We start from the raw sequence: 22,107 nt of genomic DNA, 5'->3' as shown, positions 1-22,107 counted from the left end.
ATCGTCTCGCCGGTGAACGGCTCGTCCGCGTAACACAGCCGGTCGGCCGCATCGCGGGACAACGCCGGGTCGGTGACGTCGATCGGGTCGGACATGAGGCCTCCTTCGCGGTCAGTGGAAGATCGTTGCTCGGCGTGACGGGTCGGCGACGACGTCGCGGATCAGCAGCCCGAGGTCCAGTTCCGGCGGCAGCGAGCGGTAGATCAGCTCGCACTGGACCTGCCCTGCCATCACGACCGCGAACCTGGTCAACCGCTGTGGGGAGGTCTCCCACACGATGTCGACCGGACCGTCCAGGTGGAAGGCCTGATGGCCCGCGCGCATCGCCAATCCGTCCCTGCCACGGTAGAACACCACGGGGGTGTCCCCGAGATCGGAGTAGACGCCCGTGGCCGAGGTGGCATGCGGGGGCGCGGCATGCAGGATACCGCTGTGCGGGTCGAACTGGGCTGGCACACCGTAGCCGGTGAACGGGCGCACCACGACGCCGTGACCGGGGTCGGAGTCGCTGTGCTCGGGCCGGTAGCGCCGGTTCCCCTGGCCGCCGCCCGCCTGTCCGCCACCGCCTCCCGGCATGGGCGTACCCGGCGGGTACATGGGCGGCGGGATATCGCCGGCGTGCTGACCCGACCCGTTTCCCGGGGCTCCGGGGTAGGGCGCCGTCGGTGCGCCGGGGTTGAGCCACGGCGGTGTGGGAACCGCGGGAGTCGGGTTGTGCCACGGCGGGAGCACACCGCCCGGCGAGTTCGGCCCACCCGGACCACCGGCGTTCGACGGATCGGTCGGGCCCGGATTCGGACCGGTCGGGGTGCCCGGCTGAGTCGGGTACGACGGGTTCGGACCGGTCGGAGTGCCCGGTTGGCTCGGGTACGACGGGTTCGGGTAGCCGGGCTCCGACGGGGTCGGGTAGGTCGGTGTCGGGTATGACGGGTTCGACGGCGTCGGGTACGACGGCGGCGTCGGTGGGTACGACGGCGGCGGATAGTTCGGCGTCGGGTACGACGGGGCCGGAGGCTGCGTCGGGTACGACGGCTGCGGCGGATAGGTCGGCATCGGCGGATGCGACGGTTGCGGCGGGTGGGTCGGCATCGGGGGATGCGACGGCATCGGCGGGTACGAAGGCTGCGGCGGGTACGCCGGAGTCGGGTAGGTCGGCTGCTGCGGGTACGACGGCGGCTGCTGCTGGTAGGGCGGCTGCTGCGGAGGCTGCTGCTGCTGTCCCGGCGGATCGGTGGGCTGCGGCGACAGCACCGGGAACCGCGGCCGATCGAACAGCGGCACCTCGAGGTCGACCTCGTACTCGTGCGGTGGATGCGGAATATGCGACCGCAACGCCGATCCCGGCAACTGCGTGAACCGATGCTCGTCGGTCACCTGTGTCGGATCAGGATCGTCCCCACGCCCCGACCGATCTCCCCCACCCGGCTCCCCGGCCCATCGCCGTCGCCGGACCGCACATCGTCGCCGCCGTCACCATCATCGGGGCCATCGCCACCGTCACGACCATCGCGGCCCTCGCTGTCACGGCTATCGCGACCCTCGCCACCATCGCTGGGCACGCCATCACCAGCCGACGGCCTGCTCTCCGGTCCGGAAGTCCCCGGCGTCTGTACCACGCCGGGTGCCCCATCAGGTCGGGTCGTACCGACGGAGAACGGGCGATCGACCGACGGCGGGAGATCCTCGGCCACCACCGGATCCGTATCGGTCCGTCGAGGGCCTTCCGACTCCGATTCCTGCACAACGGGATTCGCATCGCCGGTGACGGGAGCGGTCTCGCCAACCGGAGCGGTCTCGCTGCCGTCAGCCGGTAGGACGACACTATCGGGACGGGTTGGTGGAGCGATCCCATCCGGACGCGTGTCACCCGACACCACGCCGTCCGAGTTCGACGTTCCCGTCGCGTCGGTCGGCCCGACGACGCCGTCGACGGAGGTATCGGCAGGCGGCCGAGTGACAGCGTCGGAGCCCGCCGAGTGCTCGATTCCCTCGGGTCGGGTCGTCTCAGTCCACGAGTCCGGGTCAGCGGCGGGCATGACACCATCGGGGCGAGTCGAGCCGGGCGCAAGCACCTGGCCGTTCGACGAGGCCGCGGGGGGCAGGTCTCTGCCGTCAGAGCCGGGCGGGAGCCCACCGTCGGTGCCAGGCGGCAGCCCACCATCGGACGACGGATTGTCGGGGCGGGTGGGTGGGGTGGCGGGGAGCGCACCGTGCTCGGGCGAGGCGAGGTCGGGGGTGGGTGCCTGCGGCTCGGACAGCAGGGCGCGCAGGGCGGCCAGGTCGGTGGTGCGACGGCGGATCTCGTCGCGGATCTGTTCGTGGACCTCGGCGAGCTGGTCCAGGCTCAGACGTTCGTGCTTGTCGATCCGGCCGTCACGGAAGGCTTCGTAGACCTCGGCCCAACGGGTGGGATCGGCATCGGTGAGGTCGACGCCGAGCAGACGCGCGTAGTCGCGACTCGGGCCGGGGAGATCGCCCTCGGGACGGCCGTGCAGAGGCGAGGTGCCGGACAGATCGGTGGCGCCGACTTCCCGCAGGAAGTCCAGGGCGTCGCGGGCGTGCACCGGCGGATCGTCGCCGATCGCGCGCGGATCGGTGGCCGGGTCGTAGACCAGGCCGTCGGTGAACGGGTCGATGGCGCCGAGGGCGCGCACGTAGTCGGCCAGCGGCCCGGTCAGGTCACTGAGATCGCCGCGACCGAGCCGGTTGGCGATCGCCTCGTGCAACGCGTCGGCGCCGGCGGGCAGCGCGCCACGATCGAGCCCCAGGTGCGGCGCCAGCGCGTCACGCGCGGCGGTCACCGCCGACGGGTCGACCCCGCTGAGCACCTTGGCGTAGGCGGCCAGGTCACCGATCTGCTGACGACGTAGCGCGGACGGCGTCGCCGGATCACCGATGGTCCCCGCCACGCTCTCGGGCGTGAGGTCCTCGGCGGACACGCCGATCCGGTGAGCCACCGCGCTTCTGGCCTTGTGCAGATCGTTGAACGTATCGATGGCGTCGGCCGACAGCGCGTAGTCGACCAGCCCCTCGACCTGCCGGGCCCGCACCTGGTTGGCGCGTTCGAGGTCGCTCAGCAGAGTGCGCAGTTCATCGGCGGGCATCGCGGTCGGATCGTCGATGCCGAGCCGCTGCGCCACCCCGGCGAGATCGGCCCGGATCTCCGCGGCCGAACGCGGCTGTGCCCCATCGACCGTCGTGTCGTCGGACAGCGGCGCCAGGCTGGTCGCGGGTTCCGGGGCGGTCGGCGGGAGCTCCACCATCCGCCACGGCCCCAGGCCCTCCCGCAGCATCGTGATGTCGACCTGCCGCCCGTCGACCTCGTTACGGACGTGCCGCACCTCGGGCGCGTCGAGTTCGACGATGTGCACCCGTCCGGTCTCGTCCACCGCGACCGCGCGCACGTCGATGGTGACCTCACCGCGGTTGACCCGATCGAGGAAATCCGCGTCGGCACCGGCCAGCGCGCGAGCCAGCGCTTCCTCGTGCCCGCCACCGGTGTCGACGACCGCGATCCGCCCGTTCTCGGTGTCGAGGATCAGCCGGTCACCCGAATCGGCATCGGCGAATTCCGCGGCCCGCCGGGCGAATTCGTCCAGCACGCCGGTGTTGTTGTCGAGCTGGGCACGTAGATTCGCGACCTGGGCGTCGAGGTCGCGCGCCAGAGCCTCGAGGTCCGCGCCCGCCAGGTGCGCCCACATCGATCGTTCGTCGCGCAGGCCCGATCGGCGCAGGGCGTTCTCGAAGTACTTGCGCAGACCCTGGTCGCGTCCGGGCTGTTCGCTGTCTTCCAGGTCGTTCCAGTGGCTGACCCATTCGCCACCGTTGTTGACCCCACGCCAGTCGAGAATGCTGGTGTCGCCACCGTTGGCCGCGACCAGCTCCTTGAGGAAGGAGCCGAGCGGATCGTTGCTGTTGAAGCGGTTCGACCGATAGGGCGTGTGCGCGTGCTCCTCGTTGAATCCACGAGCGGCCGCCGCCAATCCCTCGATCACGCCGTCGCGGCGCAGCAGCCGGTACTCGCCCTCGGCGACGGCTCGGCGCAGCCCATCGGGGCTGTAGTCGGTGAGCTGAATGCCGAGTTCGGCCGCGAGCAGGTCCAGCGCGGCCGCGTCGACGAGGCGCTGACGGATCGCGTCGACGACCTCCTGCGCCCACGGCGGCAACGGCTCGGCCGACTCCAGCGGCGCCTCACCCGAGCGCGGAATCTGCACCGGCTCCGCGGCTTCGGGTCCGGCCGCCAGTTCCGGCCTGCTCTCCGGTTCGAGCAGATGCTCGAGCCCGGCGTCGCGCAGATCCTGCTCGATCTGCCTGCGCAGCTCGGGGTCGGCGTCGGAGATCCACGGCTTGTATTCCGAGCCGTCGAGATTGCGCAACGGCAGGAACTCGCCCGCCTGGTCGGCCATTCGCGACGACAGGTGCTTCAGGATCGGGACGAGCTCGCGGTTCTGCCACATGAGCACGCCCTCTTTGAGGATGCGCACCGGGTTGAACTTGGTCTGCAGTTGCTCGTATTCGTCGCCGTGCGGACCGTTCGGGGTCGGGTCCTTCATCTTGGTCAGCGGCAGGCCGGCTTCGTGGCCGAGCAGCGACTGGCCCGCGCTGTCGATGCCGGAACCGGACGGGTACTTCGGGTACTCGCCGAAGTACCCGCGAGTCACCCGATCCCAGAGTCGATGCAGCCAGGTCTTCGGCTTCTCCGGTCGCGGGGTCGGCGCCGTCTCCGTGACCACGGTCTGCGCCGGCGGGCGCTCGACCGGCTCGACGCGCCAGGAACCTGGACCGTCCTCGACGACCCGAACCACGATCCGCTCACCGTCGACCTCCACCGAGAAGTGGCGAGCGTCGAGGTCGGCGGCGTGCAGATCCGCGAGATGACGTAGATCGGCGGCGTCGCGGGCGACCCCCGCGCGCAGCCTGGTCACGTCGTCGGCGGCCCGGGTGAGGCCGGGATCGGGCGCGAGGCCGAGCCGGTTGGCCCACCGCCGGGCGCTGGCTTCGAGCTGCGCGCGCTGCGCCGGATCGGTGGCTTCGTGGTAGCGGCGCACGGTCTCGGCGAAGGCCTCGACGGTGCCCGCCCGCAAGACATTCCGATAGCGCTGGGCATCCATCGCCGCCGGATTGTCGGGGTCGATACCGAAGCGCGCCGCCAGCCGCTCGGCGGCCTGCTGGGCCGGTTCCAGGCGCGGCGTGCCCGGATGCTGGGCGGGGCCGTCGCCCGGCGGGATCAGCCCGGCCGGACGAACAGGCTGTTCCGCCGGGTCGGGCTCCGGCGCCGCGGTGAGATCCGGTCGCGCACCGTCGTCGAGACCGGCCGCCCGGAGCTCGTCGGCGACCTGCGCGCGCACGTCGGGATCGCCCTCGACACGCCACGGGTCGAGCCCGTCGCTCAGCTCGTCGAGGTCGAGCGCCTCGTAGTCGCCGGGGTAGCGCATGGGAGCACCGAGCTCGGCGTCGGGATCCAGTGCGGCATCGAGGAACCCACGCGCGCGGGCCGCGTCGGCGATCTCGGCCAGCGCGCCGAGCGGATCGGCGAGCCCGGTGAGCGCGTCACCGAGCCCGAGCGCCTCGGCGAGCCTGCGCACGTGCTCGCGCTCGGCCTCCGACAGCGGGGTCGCGTCGGCGAACACCGACGGCGGCAGGTCGGCCAGCTCCTGCAGGAACTTCGCGACATCGTCGAGCGCGGGAGTGCGCTCGGGCTGCGCGGATTCGTCGGCGGCGTCCGGATTCCCGGTGAGATCCGGTTGCGCCGCATCCGGCACGGCCAGCTCCGCGGGCTCCCCCGGCAACGGCGGGAAGTCGGCGACGGTGCGCTTGGCGGGTTCTTCCGGTTCCGGAGTGAGCGCCACCGGATTGTTCGATGGCGGTTTCGACGGCGGGCCTGCCGGTTGCGTGGGAACCGGCCCGTCATCGCCGGACTCGTCGTCGCGCCGGGTGCTGTCACCGTCGTCATCCGACCGCAGGCGCTCGCCCGCACCGTCGGACATATTCGGCTCGGCGACAACATCATCCGGCCGCGTCACCGCCGACTCGGTAGGAACATCGTCGGGCTGCGTAGTCGACGGGTCACGGTTCACGAGCTCGGCGAAGCGCGCGGTGATGTCGGCGTGCGCGGCATCGAAGGCCTCTTGCGCGCGCAGGTAGGACTGCAGAGCTGCGTCGTCGGGATCGACCCCGTCCGGGCGCGTCTGGTTCGGGTCGTCCGGCTCGTTCACCGCGGCGAGTTCGTCACGCAGCGCGTCGAATTCGGCCTGAGCACGCAGATAAGAGGCGAGCGCGGCAGCATCCTCCCCGGTGAACGGCATCGAGTTCGCCTCGGCGACACCGTCCGGCCGGGTCTGCCCGGCCTGCGGCACTCCATCGGGCCGGGTCTGCTCCCCCACCGGAATCCCGTCCGGCCGGGTCACACCGGCGACGGGAACCCCGTCCGGCCGGGTATTTTCGCCGGTCAGCTGGGCGAAACGGCCGTCGATGTCGAGACGGGCGGCGTCGAATTCCGCTTGGGCGCGACGGTAGGACTCCAGGGCGGCGAGGTCTTCGTCGACGCTGTCCAGATGGGTGAGGGCGTCGTCGAGCGCCGCGTCGGCGGCGGCTTCGCGGCGTTCGTCGGCGTTGTCGGCGAGGGTGTTCTGGCGGCGTACCGCGTCGTCGATCGCGGCGAGCGGATCGACCGGCTCGCCGGGGCCGACCAGGTCGTCGAGGGTCGGCAGGTGGCGATCCAGATCCGTGGCGACGTCGTCGAGAGCGCGCATGGTCTCGGCCAGGCGGGTGTCGGCCCTGGCGTCCAGTTCGGTACCGCGTTCGGGAATCTCGGCATCCGGCTCGGACTTCGGTTCGTCGGGGCGCGCACCGTTCGATCCCGCCTCGAGTTCGCCGGGCTCGGCGGATCGATTCGGGCCGGAACCCGGATCGAGCGGTCCGCCCGGCCGGTTCGGCCCGCTCGGCCCCGAGGGCGCAGCGGGTCCACCCGGCTGGGCGGGCGGGCCCGGCTGGGCGGGCGGGCCCGCGGGCAGATCGGCGGCCGGCGTGTAGAACTCGCCGGTGAGTGAACGCAGGCGCGCGATCTGCTCGGCCCGGGTCCGCACTTCCTCGCGCATCCGGGCGACTTCGGCGGCCATCTCCGTGGGCGACAGTCCTTCGTGCTTTTCGATCTTGCCGTCGCGGTAGGCCTCGTACACCTTGTGGAACTGCTCGTTGTCCGCGGTCGACACATCGACGCCGACCAACCGCGCCCAATCGCGATTCGGCAGCGGGCGTGGCCGATTCGGGTCCGGCGTGGTGTCGGCGCCGAAGGAGCGGCCGACGTTGTCGGCGATCGCGCGGCCGAAGTCGAGCACGTCGGCGCCGGGCAGCGCGCCCCCGACCACGTCGCGCAGGCCGTGCACCGCGTCGATGTCGTAGATGTGCGGTTCACCGGTGGTCCGCGGGTCGGCGGACCGGTCGCCCTTGGGCACCTCCGAGAACCGGTCGATAGCCAGCAGGGCCTCGGCGTACTGGGTCAGCGCCGCCTGCACCACGTCGCCGTGACCGCGGCGCTGCATCCGCGAGATCAGCTTGCGCAGCTTGCGCGGGTCGATTCCCTTGTCGGCAGGCCCGTATTCGAATTTGCCCGCCGCATTCTGCTTCTGCTGCCGCGGGCGCAGTGGCGCCGGGTCGTCGACGCCGAGCGCGCGCAACAGCTGCGCCTGGGCTGCGTCCACCGCCGCGGCATCGATGATGCGCAGCTGACGCGAGTAGCCGTCGGTCTTGGCGCCGTCGCGCGGACCGTCGAGCAGGTCCTCGAACTGCTGGTCACGCAGGGCGTTGCGCTGTTTACGGTTGGCCAGTGCCTCGCCGAGCCGTTGCGGGGTGAGCTCGCGCTCGGTCAGACCGAGCCGGTCCGCGAGCTGGCCGCGCGCGTCGCCGACCAGGTGGAAGGTCTCGATGTCGGTCATCGTGCGCGCGTAGTCGGCGAGCATTTCGATCTGACCGGCCCGCACCGCGTTGTCCAGACTCAGATCCGCGAGTGTGCGGGCGAGGTTGTCCGGATGCAGTTGCACCGGAGTGAGATTCAGTTCGCGTGCCAGGTCGACGATCTCGCGCACCATCTGCTCCCGGTCGCGCGGCGGCGCGACCGGATCCGGCTCAGCCTGGACGGGATACCAGTTCCCGTCCTCACCACGGACCATGGTCACCGCGAGCTCGGTGCCGTCGATGGTGTGCCGCACGTGCTCGACCTCGGGTGTGGCCACCGGGTCCAGGTGCACGTTGCCCAGGCCGTCGGTCCTGGCGTCGCGGAAGTCGACCACGACCGATTTGTCGCGCAAACGCTGGGCGAGGTCGGGGTTCTCGTCGAGGGCGCGGGCCAGCGCCTGCACCCGGTCGAGCGGACCGTCGGTGACCAGCAACCGGTCCGGCCCGCCGTCGGGCCCGGGCACCCTGGCCACCTGATCGTTGTAGCTCTGGCCGACCGGATCGCTCTGGTCGCCGCGCAGGATCGGCTCGGCCGCGTTGATGAAGTCGGTCAGCTGCTGGGCGTGCCGCAGCGCGGCCTCCCGCAGCTGCGCCAGCGTCGGTTCCAGGTTGCCCCCGGACAGGTCGCTCAGGTCGAGCCCGAACATCGCGGCCCAGCTGGACAATTCGTCACGCAACTGGTCGCGGCGCAGTGCGTGCTCGAAGAAGGCGCGCGTCGCCTCGTCCCGCCCGAGCTCGGCGTCGCTGGCGAAATTGCCCCACTCAGGGAGCCGATCGGCGCCGTTGCCGACCCGGTCGTAGTCGCGCAGCGCGGTATCGCCCTCGAACGCGACGATCAGGTCGCGCAGGAACCGGCCCATCGGGTTGTCGTCGAAGAAGCTGACCGCGTCGGAGAACGGCACCGGGCGCGGCGCGGAGGTGTCGCCCCAGTGACTGCCCCGCGTGCGCGGCTCGTCGGCCTCGTCGTCGAAGTCGTCGTCGGGGTCTTCGGTGCGCCGGGTGTCCTCGGAGTCGAGGGCTCGCGGGTCGTGCCGCGGTCCCGGCACGGCATTGTCGCGGTCGACACCCGTCGGCGCCGCTTCCTCCGGCGGATGGTCCGGCCGACGGTACGGCCGGCTCTGCTCCTCCGCGGCGCGGTGCGCGGCATCGGCCAGCCCCTCGATCGCGGCGGCCTCGCGCAATACCCGGTGGGTCTGCGCATCGATCGCGCGGCGCAGGGCCTGGGGACTGTCGTCGTCGAGGTCGAAGCCGAGCCGGGCGGCCATCTCGGCGATGGTCTCGTGTTCGGGCGGCGTCGGATCGGGGTCCGGTGTCGGATCGTACGGCGGTTCTTCCTCGAGCGCGCGGGCCTCGTCGTAGTCGATGAGGTCGTTGGTCCAGAGGTCGTTGATCAGCTCCCGGCGCAGTTCCGGGTCACCGGTACGGAACAGCTCGGCCAGTACTTCCGCCGCGGCCTCCTGGGTGATCCGCTCGACTTCCAGGTCACTGATCACCTGATCGCGGACCGCGCGGGGATCCCCGTCGGTGATCCACGGCCGGTACTCGGATCCGTCGGGCAGATAGACCGGGTGGTACTCGCCGGCGACACCCTGCTTGCGCCCCAGGTACTTTCCGATCACCGGCAGGTTCTCCCGGTTCTGCCAGACCGTCATACCTTCCTTGCCGATCCGCGCCACATTCAGCGCGGGGTCGCCTGCGGGGTCGGGCGCGGGCCGGAACTCGGGGCCGTCGTGCGATGGCGGCGTCGGCGTCGGCGTCGGTGTCGGCCCGGCCGGATGCGCGGGCGGATCGGTGAACAGGTGCGAGCCGTCGACGACGCCGTCCCGCAGGGCGGTCTGGCCCCTGCCGTCCAGCCCCGAGCCCGACGGGTATTTCAGGTTCAGCCCGGTGTACCCGGCGTTGAGCCGGTCGACCAGCCTGGTCAGCGCCGTGCGGGTGTCGGGCGTCGCGTCCCGCAGGTTCGCCGGCAGATTCGGGAGTTCGGCCGTGTGGGCGACGAGCCAGCGACCGTCTTCGAGCCGGACGTGCATCGACACCACTTCGCCGTTCGGGCCGAGGGTGATCCGCACCTCGCGCTCGGGCGTGCGCTGATCGTCGTTCTCGATCCGCGGCCCCTGCCGCGAGCCCGGATCCTCGTCGCCGGGCTCGGCGAACGGGAGCCGTTGCGGGCGGCGCGGTTCCGGCTTGGGCTGCCGTTGCGGCTCCGGCTCGCTACCGGGACGACGGGGCTGGTCGGCGTCGTCGTCGCCGAGCCAGGCGGGCCGGGGGCGCCGCTGGGCGGGGTCGGGGTCGGTGGGGAGCCGATCAGGCGAGATCAGGCGCGGGCGCAGATCGGTGCCGTCGGGACCACGACCCGCCAGCTCCGAATGCCGCTGCGGGGGAACCTCGCCGACGCCCACCCGGTTCTGGTGATCCTGGTAGAACCCGGTGGCGCTCTCCGTGCCGCGCACCATACGGGTGCAGTTCGCGCAGCAGGGCATCAGGTTGCCCCGGTCGACGCCGATCGGCGCGTGCACCAGGGAGGCGAGCGGACCGAGCGGTTCGCGGGCGGCATCGTCGGTGCGGTCGGCGGGGAGGTGCTGCTGGTCGTCCGGCAGACCGTTCGCATCCCGGTCGCGCAGAGCGGCGTTGGTGGTCTTCACCTCGGCGTGCCGCAGGGCGGCGTCGCCCTGTGGGAAGCCCCGCGACGCCTCGCCATTGGCCAGTTTGTCGAGCTCACCGCCTGCTCTTGTCACATTGGCGGCCAGCTCGGGGTGCAGTTGCGCGCGAGCGATCAGATCATCGATCGTGCCGTTGGCCGCTTCGAACACCCGCCCGGTGATCCGATCGATGGTCACCGCCAGCACCGGACCGATCGGATCCTTCCGGTTCTCGATCCGGCCCTTCTCCTCCTGCATCGCCTTGGCGGCCTTGTTCGCTTCGTCGAATTCGGCTTTGAGACGGTCACGCTCGGCGGTCAGTGCCGCCCGATCGGCCGGATCGGCCTGGCGGATGCGCTGATTGGCCTCGTTCAGCGGTCGACGTTTCTCGTCGGCCGCCTCCTTCAACCGCGCCAGCTCCTCCTTGACCGCGGCGAGCTGCGGCGCCTTCAGGTCCTTGACCCCTTGCGCCAGTTCGGCATACAGCGCCCGGCGTTCCCGCGACAGGTCGCGGACCAGATCGTCGACGTGTACGCCGTCGACGGTGGCGATCAAACCGTCGGCGTCGCGGACGATGTCACCGGTCAGCTCACCGAGCAGGTGCGCCTCGGGGTTCGGTACGTCGGAACTGCCGTCGACCGGCGCCACCTTGGCCATCGCCGGTTCCATCGACGGCGACTCGTCCTCGCCGAGCCACATCGGTCCCCGGTCGCGGGGCGTCAGCCCATCGGTGGGCTCCTCCGGCGACACCAACCGGGGCGGTGCGTCCGATCCGTCGGGTCCACGCCCGACCAGATCCACGTGCCGGATCGGCTCGGTGAAGCCGGTCGCTCGGACGCCGTCGTGTCCGCGCATCGCACCGGTGGTGCTCTCGGTGCCGCGCACGGTGCGGGAGCAATTCGCGCAGCAGGGCGAAGCCACCGGCTCGCCGTTCTCGCCCCAGCCGGGGAAGTACGGCGCGTTGACGACCGACGCGAGCCCGTCGTGGTCGGTGGGCAGCAGCGGCAGCTTGTCCTCGTCGGCGGCCGTGCGATTGTGCTCCTCGCGGCGGTGGTTCTCCGCCTCGCGGTCGTGCATGGCCTGGTTGGTGCCGCGGACCTCCGCGTGACCCATCGGGTTGTCCGGGTGCGGAAACTGGTTCCGGTCGTGGTTGCCGTTGCGGCTGCGCTCCAGTTCGATGGGATCGGCACCGGTTCTGCGGATGTTCTCCTCGACGGTCGGGTGCAACTCATCGGCGGAGAGCACATGGTCGGGCGGACCATTGGCCGCTTCGTAGACCCGACCGGTCAGGCGGTCGACGGTGATCGACGTGACCTGGCCGCGTTGCCCCTTCGACAGCGCCGTGCCGTCCTTCTCGGCCGCTTTCAGCGCGTCCTGCGCGGCGGTGCGCGCGTCGGTGGCGGTGCCGATGTTCCGCTGCGCCTGACCGACCGCCTCCTTGGCGCGCTGGAACCGGTCCGCCGCTTCGTCGGCCCGGCGCTGCGCGTCGGCGAGGTCGGCCTCCGCCTGGCGCTGCGCGTCCGACACCTGATCGTCGTCGCGCTGCTGCGCTTCGTCGCGTTCGGCCTGGAGGCGCTTGGTGGCCTGGTCGAGCTCCCGCTTGGCGTCGGCGTTCTCCGCCGCGGCGGCCTGGACCTCGTTGCCCGCCTCGCTCTTCGCGGCCTTGGCCGCATCGAGGTTCGAGTTGGCCGTTTCGATGCGCTCGCGCAGCCGCTGGTTATTCTCTTCGGCCGTGGTGTAGACGGCGGCCCGCTCGGCCGCGAGCCGATCGGTGAACTCGTCGATCGGCATGCCGTCGACATGGGTGATCGCGGGTGGCACACCGTCATCGGTCTGCACCCGCGCGTCGTTCATATCGAGCGTGCCGAGGAGCTGGGCATCGATCGAGATTCCGGGCAGCTCGTCGGCGCCGTCCGGCGGACGCAGCTTCGAGGACGGCGGATCGGCGTCCTCACCCATCCAGGCGTGCTGGGAATCGTCGGACCGGTCGGGTGCCCGCGGCCCGCTGTCGTCGCCGAGGCCCGGCCGTGACTCGGGTGTGGTCGTGGCGTCCGAGCGCAGCGCGGGGACCCGGTCGCGGCCGTCACCGGGATGCACCCGCTGGTCGGGCGCCGGTTCGAACGTCTTCCAGGTGGTCCGCTCGTTCTTGAACACCGCGGGCGAATTCGGGGTCGGTTCCACGCCGACCACACCGTCGGGAGCCCGCACGGTGACGCCGAGGCGATCGGAGACGTATTGCGCCCATCCCGCCGAATTGCCCGCGTGGCACGACATCAGGCGCACCGGCGTGCCCGGCACATAGTTCGGGTTGTCGAGGATCGCCTGCACGATCTCTTCGGGATGCACCGGTGCCCCATTGCCCGGCAGCGGATTACCGTCGGCGCGACCGTGCACGATCACGTCGTGTTCGCCCTCGTTGCGCAGGTTGTCGCGCACACTGCTGGTCGCCGGATCGTCACCGAACGAGGTGCTGGTGCGACCGTGCACGACGCCCTCGCCGTTGGACAGGAAGTCGTCGAAGACGGGGCCACGCTCGCCCTCGCGGGTGCTGTCGGTGGCGTTGTCGCGCGGCATCGGCGCGTCCGGCGTGTCGCGCGACGGCGTCGCCCGCGCGGCGTCGTTGCCCCTGGCCGGCGCGGCCGAGGCCTCCGGACCGGCGAACGGCACGACCGGGGGCACTACGGCATCGGCATCGGACCGTTCGCGCGGATTCGGCTCGGGCTGCGCCGCCTCGGCGCGTACCTGCTGCGCCTCGGTCTCGGTGGTCCGTGCGCGCGGCGCCTCGCCGGCAGACTGCTCGGCCCGCACACCGCCGTGCTCGTTGCCCGCGCTCGTCGGTTCGGCGATGCCGGCGCGTGAGGCGGCGCCGGGCCGCGGTGCCGAACCGTCGCCGGCTTGCGCGCGATCGATCGTCGCCCGCGATTCCGGTGTGGCCGCACGAGTTTCGGGTGCGCGCGGCTGGTCGACGCGCGGCGCCTCGCCGCCGGGCCGCACCTCGGGTCCGACCGGACGAGCCGGTCCGGCGTGCTGACCGCGGGCATCCGCGGGCGCCGAACCGGCCTGGTTCGACGTCTGTGCGGGCTGCTGGGCGGGTGCGCCCTGCTGGGCGGGTGCGCCCTGCTGGGCGGGTGCGCCCTGCTGGGCGGGTGCGGCGTGCTGGGCCGCGACCGGCGCGGCGGTGGTGTCCCTGGTACCGGACGAATCGTTGAGACCGCCGCCGTCGCGGGTGTCCGCCCTGATATCGGTCGAGGCGGTGTCCAGCCGGGTCCCGTGATCGGAACCGGTCGTGGTCGACGCGCTGTCGGCGACCTCCGCCCGGCCCTCCTGGCGCGACGAATCCGACTGCGCCGCCGTGGTGTCCGAGCCGCCCTCGGCGCGCGAGCCACCCTCGGCGCGCGGTCCGCCGTCCGCGCGGCCACCGCCGTCACCCTGCCCGTCGGCCTGAACGTCGGCCTTGGGTTCGGACCGCGAGGTGTTGGTGACACCGCCGCCCTGATCGCCGCCTTCGGAGCGCTGCCCGCTCCCGGTGTCCTCGCCCTCGGCCCGCGCCCCGGTATCGGTGTCGGCCTCGCCCATATCGGTGGTGCCCGCCGGGCGCATGTTCTGCTCGCCGCTGCGGCCGGAGCCACCCTCACCGGTATTGCTGGTCGAATCGTCTGTGCGACTGCTACTTCCGTCACCGGAGCCCGGAGTATTCGCGCCGTCGCGGCCGAAGCCGCCCAGGTTCGCGTCCTCGCCGAAGATGTTCGCGATCTTGGTGTCGAGGCCGGGCCGGTTGAACAGGCCGGGGTTCATCTTCTGCCAAGCACCGTGCGCACCCGCGTGATTGAGCCCGGACATCGCGCCGTTGGTGGCACCCGCCGACCACATCAGCGGGTCGGACATGGCGTTGCCCAGATTGTTCAGCGCCTGGTCGAGACCGACGGTGCCCACATCCCACGCGAACTGCCCGAGCATGCCGCCGCCCGCGCCGACCAGACCCGCACCGGTACCGGTGATGGCGCCGCGCAGCCACGGCTTCATCTCCGAGCCGAGGCGGTTGCCGAGCCAATTGCCGAACGGTCCGGCCGCGGCACCACCGGCGGCGGAGCTGAGCGCGGTCGCGCCGACCTGGTTCCAGTCGATCTCTTTCCGGTGCCCGCTGTCGACCTGATACTGCTGGATCGCCAGTTCCTGCATGGTGCCGAGCACCGTGTCGATCAGGACGTGGCGGGCCAGGAACGAAACGACCTTGGTCGCCGCGAATTTCGCGACATTGCGGATGATCCAGGCGACGGCCCGCTCGCCGATCAGCCGCACCGCCACGCGCGTGATACCCACCGCGATCGCCTCCACCGCGGGCGCGGTCGGCGGAAAGATCCAGGCCGCGGCGATCTCCGCCGCCAGCAGCGCCAGCGACGAATAGAACATCAGCTTGGTGTATTCGATCTCGGTGCCGGTCGAGTTCACGGTTTCGCCGACCTGATCGAAGAATTCGGCCAGCTTCTCCAGCGATTGATCGCCGGTGCGCATGCTGTCGAATGCCTTGATCATGTCGTCGACGCCGTCGCCGACCGGATACGCCTTCAGCGCAGCGGCTTTGGCCGCATCGATATCGTCGAAGATCTCCCGCAGGCCATCGGCGGCCGTGTGCCAGTCACCGGCCATCGCCCACATGTCGTCTTCATTGCCGTGCGGCCATTCCATACCGACGAGGTACTTGAGCCATTCCAGCCCAGAGGGGAGCTCGAGCGCCATGCGGAGTCAGGTCACCAGCCCGAATCGGTGGCGGCGCTGCCACGTTCACGCTGCGCCGGATCCTCGCCGCCACCGCGCCGTTCGGCGGAATCCGGCGGCGCCGTGGACGCCTCGACGGTCGGCGGGATGCGGAACTCCGGCATGCCCTCCACCAGATCCGAGATCTTCGGCATCCGGGCGCGCTGCTGCTGGAACGGCGCCATCAGCTCGTTCACCTTGCGCGCGACCTCCGCGCTGGCCTGCTGCGCTGCCTCGGTCACCGCCTTGGCGATCTCGGCGTACCCGAGGTCCTCGATATCGGCGCCGAACTTGGTCTCGATGACCTTGTTGTCGGCGTTCACCGTGACGGTGACGCGCCGGCGCACCGTGGCGCTGGCGACGATCTCGGCGCGGGCCTGCTGGATGCGGGCGACCGCGCGCATCTGGTCCTGGACGCCCTCGATGATCTCGGCGAGGTCAGCTTTGGCTTGTTCGTTGGTCATGAGTGCACGCGTCCGCTCAGTTGAAGCCGTCGCGGTTGCCGTGCTCCATCTTGTCGATCTTGTCCGCCGCGTCGGTCTGGCCCTCGGAGAACTTGCCCATGCCGTCGGCCATCGCCTGGGCGTTGGTCGTGGTGGCGGAGTGCATCTTCAGGTAGCCGTCGTCACCGCCGGGCCCGTTGGCGAAATTGGAGCCGAGGCTGTCGTCGCCCCAGCAGCCGTCACGACCGGCGAGCGAGGACTTCAGGGTGGACAGCACGCTCTCGATCTTGTCGTGCACCGCGTCCGACTTCTGCGCGGCCGCGCGAAAAAGGTCTGCGTCGAACTCGAGGGCCATCGCGTCCTCCCTTTCCAGCGTGGGTGCCGAGCACATCACATATCGTTCGCTTGCGCAACAGAATGCCTGCCGGAAGCGAATCCTTCGTTACAACAACATGAATCGTGTGTTCACGTCCTGGCCTCCCAGTGCGCTTCGACCCGCTCCATCATCCGGGTGACCGATCGATCGACCTTGTCGGTCAGCTGCTGCCGGGTCACCGGTTCGGCCACCGGGTCGTTGGACGGCAGATCGATCGCGTACCGCCCGTCCCCCGGCAGATCACGCCAGACGATGATGTCGCGCTCCATCCCGCGGGACCCGAACATGGACTGGTTCTGCAGGGTTTCGATGAGTCCGGTGCGTTCGGCCGGGGTCTCGAAGAAGGCGGCGCTGCGCGCGGCGATCCCGGTGTCGGCCTCATCGAGGACCATCGACGAACGCGGCGCGAAATGCGCCTGCTCGGCCGCCTGTCCACCGTCGAGCGGGATGATCCCCGTCTTGCCCGCGTCCAGCGGTGGCAGGTGCGCGACGATCGCCTCGGCCAATCCGTGCGGACCGCACTCCACGACGGTGTAGCCGGAGCTGTGCCACGAGGTGACGCCTGGCTTCTGGTACACCAGGTAGCCCTGCGCACCGGATCGGGCGACGCGCGCCTTGATCATGTACTTCGGGTCCTCCGACGCCCGGTCGTTCCACCCGCGCAACCGGACGTAGACCTCGGGCCGGGCGAGCACCCCGATGGCGGAATGCAGTTCCCCGTCGAGCATCTCGCTCACCCGCACCCACGCCTCGTGCTTGCGGTGCTCGAACTCGATCGCGTCCTGCATCTCGGTCACGAAGGTCAGCGGCCGTGGCATGCTCGCGCGGACGAGCCGCTGCCACAGCACGAAGAACTCGACGTCGGTGAACTCCCAGGTACGCGTCACGCTTGCCGCTCCGGGGTGCCGCGCTCCACGGTGACCGCTTCGACGACTTCGGGGATCACGTGCGCGGCGCTCTCCGCACTCGCGGCGACCAACGGCGACACGATCTCCTCCAGCGAGCTCAGATTGCTGAAGTCGGGGAGCGCGGCACGCGGGAACGCGGCCGATGCCGAGGTCGTCACCGGCTCGTCGGCGATGCCCGCGGCGGGGGCGGCGGCCGTGGCAGCCGAGCCGGTCGCGGGCTGCTCGACGGTGAGCCCGAGCGCCTGCGCGGCGGACTGCAATTCGGGATGGTCGGCCATCAGCTGGGCGAACTCGGGCGAATCCGAGATCGCCGTCGCCAGGTCGGGGAACTGGCCGAGCGCCTTGGTCAGCTCGGACAGATCTGGTGTCATGGCGCCGACATCGATCGAGGACAGCGCCTCGATCACGCTGGGCAGCGCCTGAGTCACCGAGGAGAGCACGCCGGAGATCGTCGACATCAGCGTCGACAACCCATCGGAGCTGGAACCGCTCGCGGACGAGGTGCCCTTGGACGCCGAACCGGAACCGCCCGAACCCGATCCGCCCGAACCCGATCCGGTGGTTCCGGTACCGCCCTGGCCGGAGCCCTGCTGACCGTTGAGCAGCCCTTGCTGCTGCTTGGCCTGGTCCTGCAGTTGCTGCTTCTGCTTGTCGAGGGCCTGCTGGTCCTGCGTCAGCTGCTTCTGTTTGTCCTGCAACTCCTGCAGTTGCTGTTGCTGCTGGGCCTGCGCCTGTTTGTCCTGGCCGCTGCCTTGATTCCCGCCACCCTGATTGCCCCCACCTTGGTTGCCGCCCCCCTGATTGCCGCCGCCTTGGTTGTTGCCGCCTTGATTGTTGCCGCCACCGTCGTTGCGCTTGGAGGGGTCGGTTTCCTTCTTCTCCGGCGGCGGACCGAGTGCCCCCTTGGGCGCCGTGGGCACGGCGGCCGCCGGGAACATCGTCTGCACCTCGTCGAAGCCGACGTAGTAGTGCTTGCGGTACAGCTCCTGCACCTCGCCGACATCGTCACAGGTCTCGCCGTCGGCGGGCGGCGGCATGGACGCCGCGGTCGCGTGCAGGAAGTCGACGGTGTACTGCAGTGCCGAGTGCATCATCGTGAAGCCGTCACGCAGCGAACCGAGGGATCCGACGAATGCCTTCACCGCGGTCAAGGCGGCGTCGCCACCTTTGCTCTCCCAGTTCGTCGTGGTGATCGTGCCGATGGCCGTCTCGAAGGTGTTGCCCACCTTCTCCACCTGTTCGGCCATCACCTTCCAGGTCGGCATGTCCGCCGAGACCTGGCTCCATTGGATGCGCCTACCGAGGTTCTGCAGGTCCTTCCACGACATGCTCGATGGTTCGCGGGCGTGATTCTTGAACACGCCCGAGCTCTCCGCGGTGGCGAGCGCCGTCTTCGCGCTCGGCTTCTTGGCGACGTCGATATCGTCGTCGTACACCGTGTAGTTGCCCCCGGGCGTCTGGTAGTGCGGGGGGGAGGTACCCGGGTGCCTTGGCGACGGTGTCCTTCAGCGGCAATCCGGCCGGCGAGGTCGACACCTTACTGAGCGTGTCCTTCTTGCCGTTCAACGCCGCGATCTCGCTGGCGGTCAACGAGTCGTTGCCGGTGTAGACCGCGCCGGCCGCCTTGAACATGTCGCCCATGTCGTGCAGCGCGTCGATGAATTTGCCGACGGTGTCCGACGCCTGCGTCGTTTCCTCGATGAACTTGTCACGCAGCGGCTTGGCGTGCACTTCCTCGCCGCCGATGGCGTCGACGGAATAGTTGTTGAGCGCGCCCGGTTTGAGCAGGTCCTGGCACCCCTTGAGCACGGCGATCACATCGTGACAGGCGTTGGCGGCCTGCAGCGCGGCGCCGGTCTCGATTCTGATGCTCGCCTTGCCCGCCGCCCCGTCCCAGGGAGTCTTCTCGCCCACGCCACTAGCTCCTCGTCGCACACCGACATCGGCCCTAACCGCGGGGCCGGATCGACCGAAGCTTAGCCACCATAATGGAATCTGCCCAGCCCCAACACTTTCCGTCTACCCCGATTTTCCCCACCCGACACATGGGCGGCTCGCACCGATCTGTGACAGACTCGATCGAGCAACAACCGCCGCGCAGCGGCTGACGCACGAGCGATGATGGGGCCGGAGATTGACGTGGCGATGGAACTGCTCATGACCGATGTGAGCGGCCTCGAACGGCGCGTAGCGGCCGACCGTACCGCCACCAGGAGCCAGGCCCCCGCGGACTACCTCCGGTTGGCCGGTTCCCTCGCCGAGCTGGCCCAGGGCCTGCTCGCCACCCGCGACGACCCGTCGGGTCGCGATCGGACCGCCGAGGCGCTGGAACCGGCGCAGGAGGCGGTCGCCATCCGCCTGCACTGGCTGGTCGGCGGGTATGTCAGCTACGAGTACGCCGGTGCGCTGCAGGATTCGCTGCGGCTGTTCGAGCAGGCGACGCGGCTGGTCGGGCATCGGCAGCTGGCCACCAACACCATTCGCAGTGCGTGTCAGGCGTATCGGCAGGTCGCGCAGGACTATCCGGATGTGCAGCCGATGTGCGCCGACGGGCTGTCCAAGTGCGGCGTGTGGCTGATGCGGCTCGATCACGACGCGGCGGTGGCGGCGACCGAGGACGCGGTGCGGATCAGGGCGGCGATGTACGCACGCACCTCCGAGCAGCCCGGTAAGTATCTGGCCAGCCTGAGCACGCTGCTGCGCACCATGATGGTCGGCCGGTCCCGCAAGCAGGCCATCGCGAGTTATCGCACGCTGTATTCCGAGGTCACCTCCGCGGCGAGCACCGCGCGGTTGCGTGAGACCCGCGTCGAGGAACTCGATCTCACCGTCAAGACCACCCAGGCACTGATCAAGCTGGGCGCGCCGACGCTGGAGCGGGCCGGGCGGCTCACCCAGCAGCAGATCCTCTATCAGTCGGGTGGCGACCTGGCCACCATCGACGAGATCAACTGGCGGCTGGCGCTGGTCGGGCTCAAGCCGCTCGCGGCGGGCGCGATGCCGGAGCCGCCGTCGCGGCCGGTCGAGATCTCGGCGACCTACGGCGCGCTCGCGGTGCGCTGTTCGGCACCGGACGCGCTCGACCAGGTACGAGCGGCGATCGTGGCGGCCTTCGCGCGCGACGGCGTCGAGCCGGTGGACGCAGGCCGGTTCGCCGGGGTGCACGAGAAGCACTGGGGTGTGAAGGAACCCGTCACGAATCCCGCGGTCGAGCTGGCCCCCGATGTGGTGCTGGTGGAGAAGTCTTCCGGCAGCTGGATTTCGGTGAAGAGCCTGAACTGGGAGATCGGCGCGCTCGGCAAGCATCCACTCGCCGTTCGGCTCTCGGAGAAGTGGCCGGTCCTCACCGTCGCCACCATCGAGAACATCTCCTACGAGCTGTGCCTCTACGACAGCGGCGTCGCCACCCAGTACGCCGCGCTCGGCAGGCCGGCCGGTCAGGCACCGCTCGACGCACCGCTGGCGCCGCTGGATTTCGCGACCCTGGCCGACTACGGCGCCGACTACGCCTCCGAGACGCAGGTCCGCGCGGCCTTCGGCAACGCGCCGATGTTCGCCAAGGTCACCGAGCTGCCCGGCAGCGGCATCCGCCAGGCCGCCGAGAAGCGCCCGCTCACCGAGTACGGCCCCGACATCCTGTTCTTCGGCAAGCCCTGACCCGGCTCGGCCGCTGCCAGTGTCGGAGCCGGGCCGGACAGCCTATCCGTCCGGGCCGGTCTGCCGCACCGGGCGAGCACCCGGCATGATCGGATGCTGTGCGAGTACTGCTGCAGCGGGTGACCAGCGCCCAGGTGAGTGTCGACGGTGCGGTCGTCGGCCGGATCGACCCTCTCGGCGCGGGTGTCCCCCACGGCCTGCTCGCCCTGGTCGGCGCCACCCACACCGACACCGAAGCGACCGCGCGGGCCCTCGCCGACAAGGCCTGGCGGCTTCGCATCCTCGACGGCGAACGCTCCGCCGCCGACCTGAACGCTCCGGTTCTCGTCGTCAGCCAGTTCACCCTCTACGCCAACACCGCCAAGGGCCGCCGCCCCTCCTGGAACGCCGCGGCCCCCGGCCCGATCGCCGAACCCCTCGTCGACACCTTCGCCGACACCCTGCGCGAACTCGGCGCCACCGTGGCCACCGGCCACTTCGGCGCGCACATGCAGATCGAGCTGACGAACGACGGCCCGGTCACCATCCTGCTGGAAGGCTGACCGGGCCGTCGTTCGAAACCTGTTGCGCGCGAACTACTCCGGGCGCAAGGTGAGGATGCGGGGGCCGTCCTCGGTGACGGCGACGCTGTGCTCCCAGTGCGCGGCACGGGTGCCGTCGGTAGTGACCACGGTCCACTCGTCGTCGAGGGTCTTGGTCTCGGTGGTGCCGAGGGTGAGCATCGGCTCGATCGCCAGGACCGAACCGACGACCAGGCGCGGGCCCTTGCCGGGGGCGCCCTCGTTCGGCAGGAACGGGTCCATGTGCATCTCGCGGCCGATGGCGTGACCGCCGTAGCCGTCGACGATGCCGTAGGCGCGGCCGTGCTCGCGCTCGGCGGCGCGGGTGCCGAGCTCGATGGCGTGCGAGACGTCGGTGAGCCGGTTGTCCGGCAGCATCGCCGCGATACCCGCCTCCATCGACAACTTGGTCGCCTCGCTCAGCAGCGCGTCGGCCTCGATGATGTTGCCGACGCCGAATGTCCACGCCGAGTCGCCGTGCCAGCCGTCGAGGATGGCACCGCAGTCGATGGAGACGAGATCGCCCTCGGTGAGGATTTCCTTCGCCGAGGGGATCCCGTGGACCACACGGTCGTTGACCGAAGAACAGATCGAGCCGGGGAAGCCGTGGTAGCCCTTGAACGACGGGACGGCGCCCGCGTCACGGATGACCTGCTCGGCCACCTCGTCCAGCTCCAGCGTCGACACACCGGGCTTGGCCGCGGCGCGGACGGCGACGAGCGCCCGCCCGACGATCGCGCCGGCTGCCGCCATGGCATCCAGCTCGCCCGCCGAACGGAACGGCACGACCTTCTTCTTACGGTTGAAGACCATCCG

Annotated in this window: 10 protein-coding genes; 2 read left to right on the top strand and 8 right to left on the bottom strand. The window is 70.6% G+C overall.

Annotated features, from left to right (window positions below):
• Nucleotides 1-111: 111 nt before the first annotated feature.
• From NV348_RS20860 to NV348_RS20830, 7 genes are all read right to left on the bottom strand, one after another.
• Entirely contained in the window at nucleotides 112-1,374 is a 1,263-nt protein-coding gene (locus NV348_RS20860) for a hypothetical protein (RefSeq protein WP_447148394.1), read from the bottom strand.
• Nucleotides 1,371-15,329 carry a WXG100-like domain-containing protein gene (locus NV348_RS20855; RefSeq protein WP_447148393.1) on the bottom strand — a complete coding sequence of 4,653 codons (13,959 nt, stop codon included), beginning with the start codon at nucleotides 15,327-15,329 and terminating at the stop codon, nucleotides 1,371-1,373. The genes NV348_RS20860 and NV348_RS20855 overlap by 4 nt, the downstream gene beginning before the upstream one ends.
• An 11-nt stretch (nucleotides 15,330-15,340) precedes the next feature.
• Nucleotides 15,341-15,811, bottom strand: a complete 471-nt coding sequence (locus NV348_RS20850; RefSeq protein WP_447148392.1) for a YbaB/EbfC family nucleoid-associated protein — start codon at nucleotides 15,809-15,811, stop codon at nucleotides 15,341-15,343.
• Nucleotides 15,812-15,827: 16 nt separating this feature from the next.
• Entirely contained in the window at nucleotides 15,828-16,145 is a 318-nt protein-coding gene (locus NV348_RS20845; protein ID WP_447148391.1) for a hypothetical protein, read from the bottom strand.
• Nucleotides 16,146-16,255: 110 nt separating this feature from the next.
• Nucleotides 16,256-17,053 carry an ESX secretion-associated protein EspG gene (locus tag NV348_RS20840; protein WP_447148390.1) on the bottom strand — a complete coding sequence of 266 codons (798 nt, stop codon included), beginning with the start codon at nucleotides 17,051-17,053 and terminating at the stop codon, nucleotides 16,256-16,258.
• Nucleotides 17,050-18,435: a hypothetical protein gene (locus tag NV348_RS20835; protein ID WP_447148389.1), complete on the bottom strand. Its 1,386-nt coding sequence runs from the start codon at nucleotides 18,433-18,435 to the stop codon at nucleotides 17,050-17,052. Before NV348_RS20835 ends, NV348_RS20840 begins: the two co-directional genes overlap by 4 nt.
• Nucleotides 18,371-18,988 (bottom strand): hypothetical protein, encoded by a 618-nt coding sequence (locus NV348_RS20830; RefSeq protein ID WP_447148388.1) that lies wholly within the window; start codon nucleotides 18,986-18,988, stop codon nucleotides 18,371-18,373. Before NV348_RS20830 ends, NV348_RS20835 begins: the two co-directional genes overlap by 65 nt.
• A 243-nt stretch (nucleotides 18,989-19,231) precedes the next feature.
• On the opposite strand from NV348_RS20830, the gene NV348_RS20825 reads away from it, so the two are divergent.
• Both NV348_RS20825 and dtd read left to right on the top strand, forming a co-directional pair.
• The gene (locus NV348_RS20825; protein ID WP_447148387.1) at nucleotides 19,232-20,731 is read left to right on the top strand and encodes a hypothetical protein; all 1,500 of its coding nucleotides are present in this window, start codon (nucleotides 19,232-19,234) and stop codon (nucleotides 20,729-20,731) included.
• Between the two features lie 98 nt (nucleotides 20,732-20,829).
• Entirely contained in the window at nucleotides 20,830-21,273 is a 444-nt protein-coding gene (gene dtd, locus NV348_RS20820) for a D-aminoacyl-tRNA deacylase (RefSeq protein WP_447148386.1), read from the top strand.
• A gap of 33 nt (nucleotides 21,274-21,306) precedes the next feature.
• On the opposite strand, the gene map is transcribed toward dtd, so the two are convergent.
• A complete protein-coding gene (gene map / locus NV348_RS20815) occupies nucleotides 21,307-22,104 on the bottom strand; it encodes a type I methionyl aminopeptidase (protein WP_218719435.1) in 798 nt (265 codons plus the stop codon).
• Nucleotides 22,105-22,107 lie beyond the last annotated feature (3 nt).

Source organism: Nocardia fodinahabitans, from assembly GCF_052983615.1.
This window is presented reverse-complemented; position numbering and strand designations above follow the sequence as displayed.

Excerpts from the sequence above, each read along its gene's own strand:
- NV348_RS20855 (WP_447148393.1), bottom strand. The coding sequence starts at position 15,329 with ATGGCGCTCGAGCTCCCCTCTGGGCTGGAATGGCTCAAGTACCTCGTC.
- NV348_RS20850 (WP_447148392.1), bottom strand. The coding sequence starts at position 15,811 with ATGACCAACGAACAAGCCAAAGCTGACCTCGCCGAGATCATCGAGGGC.
- NV348_RS20845 (WP_447148391.1), bottom strand. The coding sequence starts at position 16,145 with ATGGCCCTCGAGTTCGACGCAGACCTTTTTCGCGCGGCCGCGCAGAAG.
- NV348_RS20825 (WP_447148387.1), top strand. The coding sequence starts at position 19,232 with ATGACCGATGTGAGCGGCCTCGAACGGCGCGTAGCGGCCGACCGTACC.
- map (WP_218719435.1), bottom strand. The coding sequence starts at position 22,104 with ATGGTCTTCAACCGTAAGAAGAAGGTCGTGCCGTTCCGTTCGGCGGGC.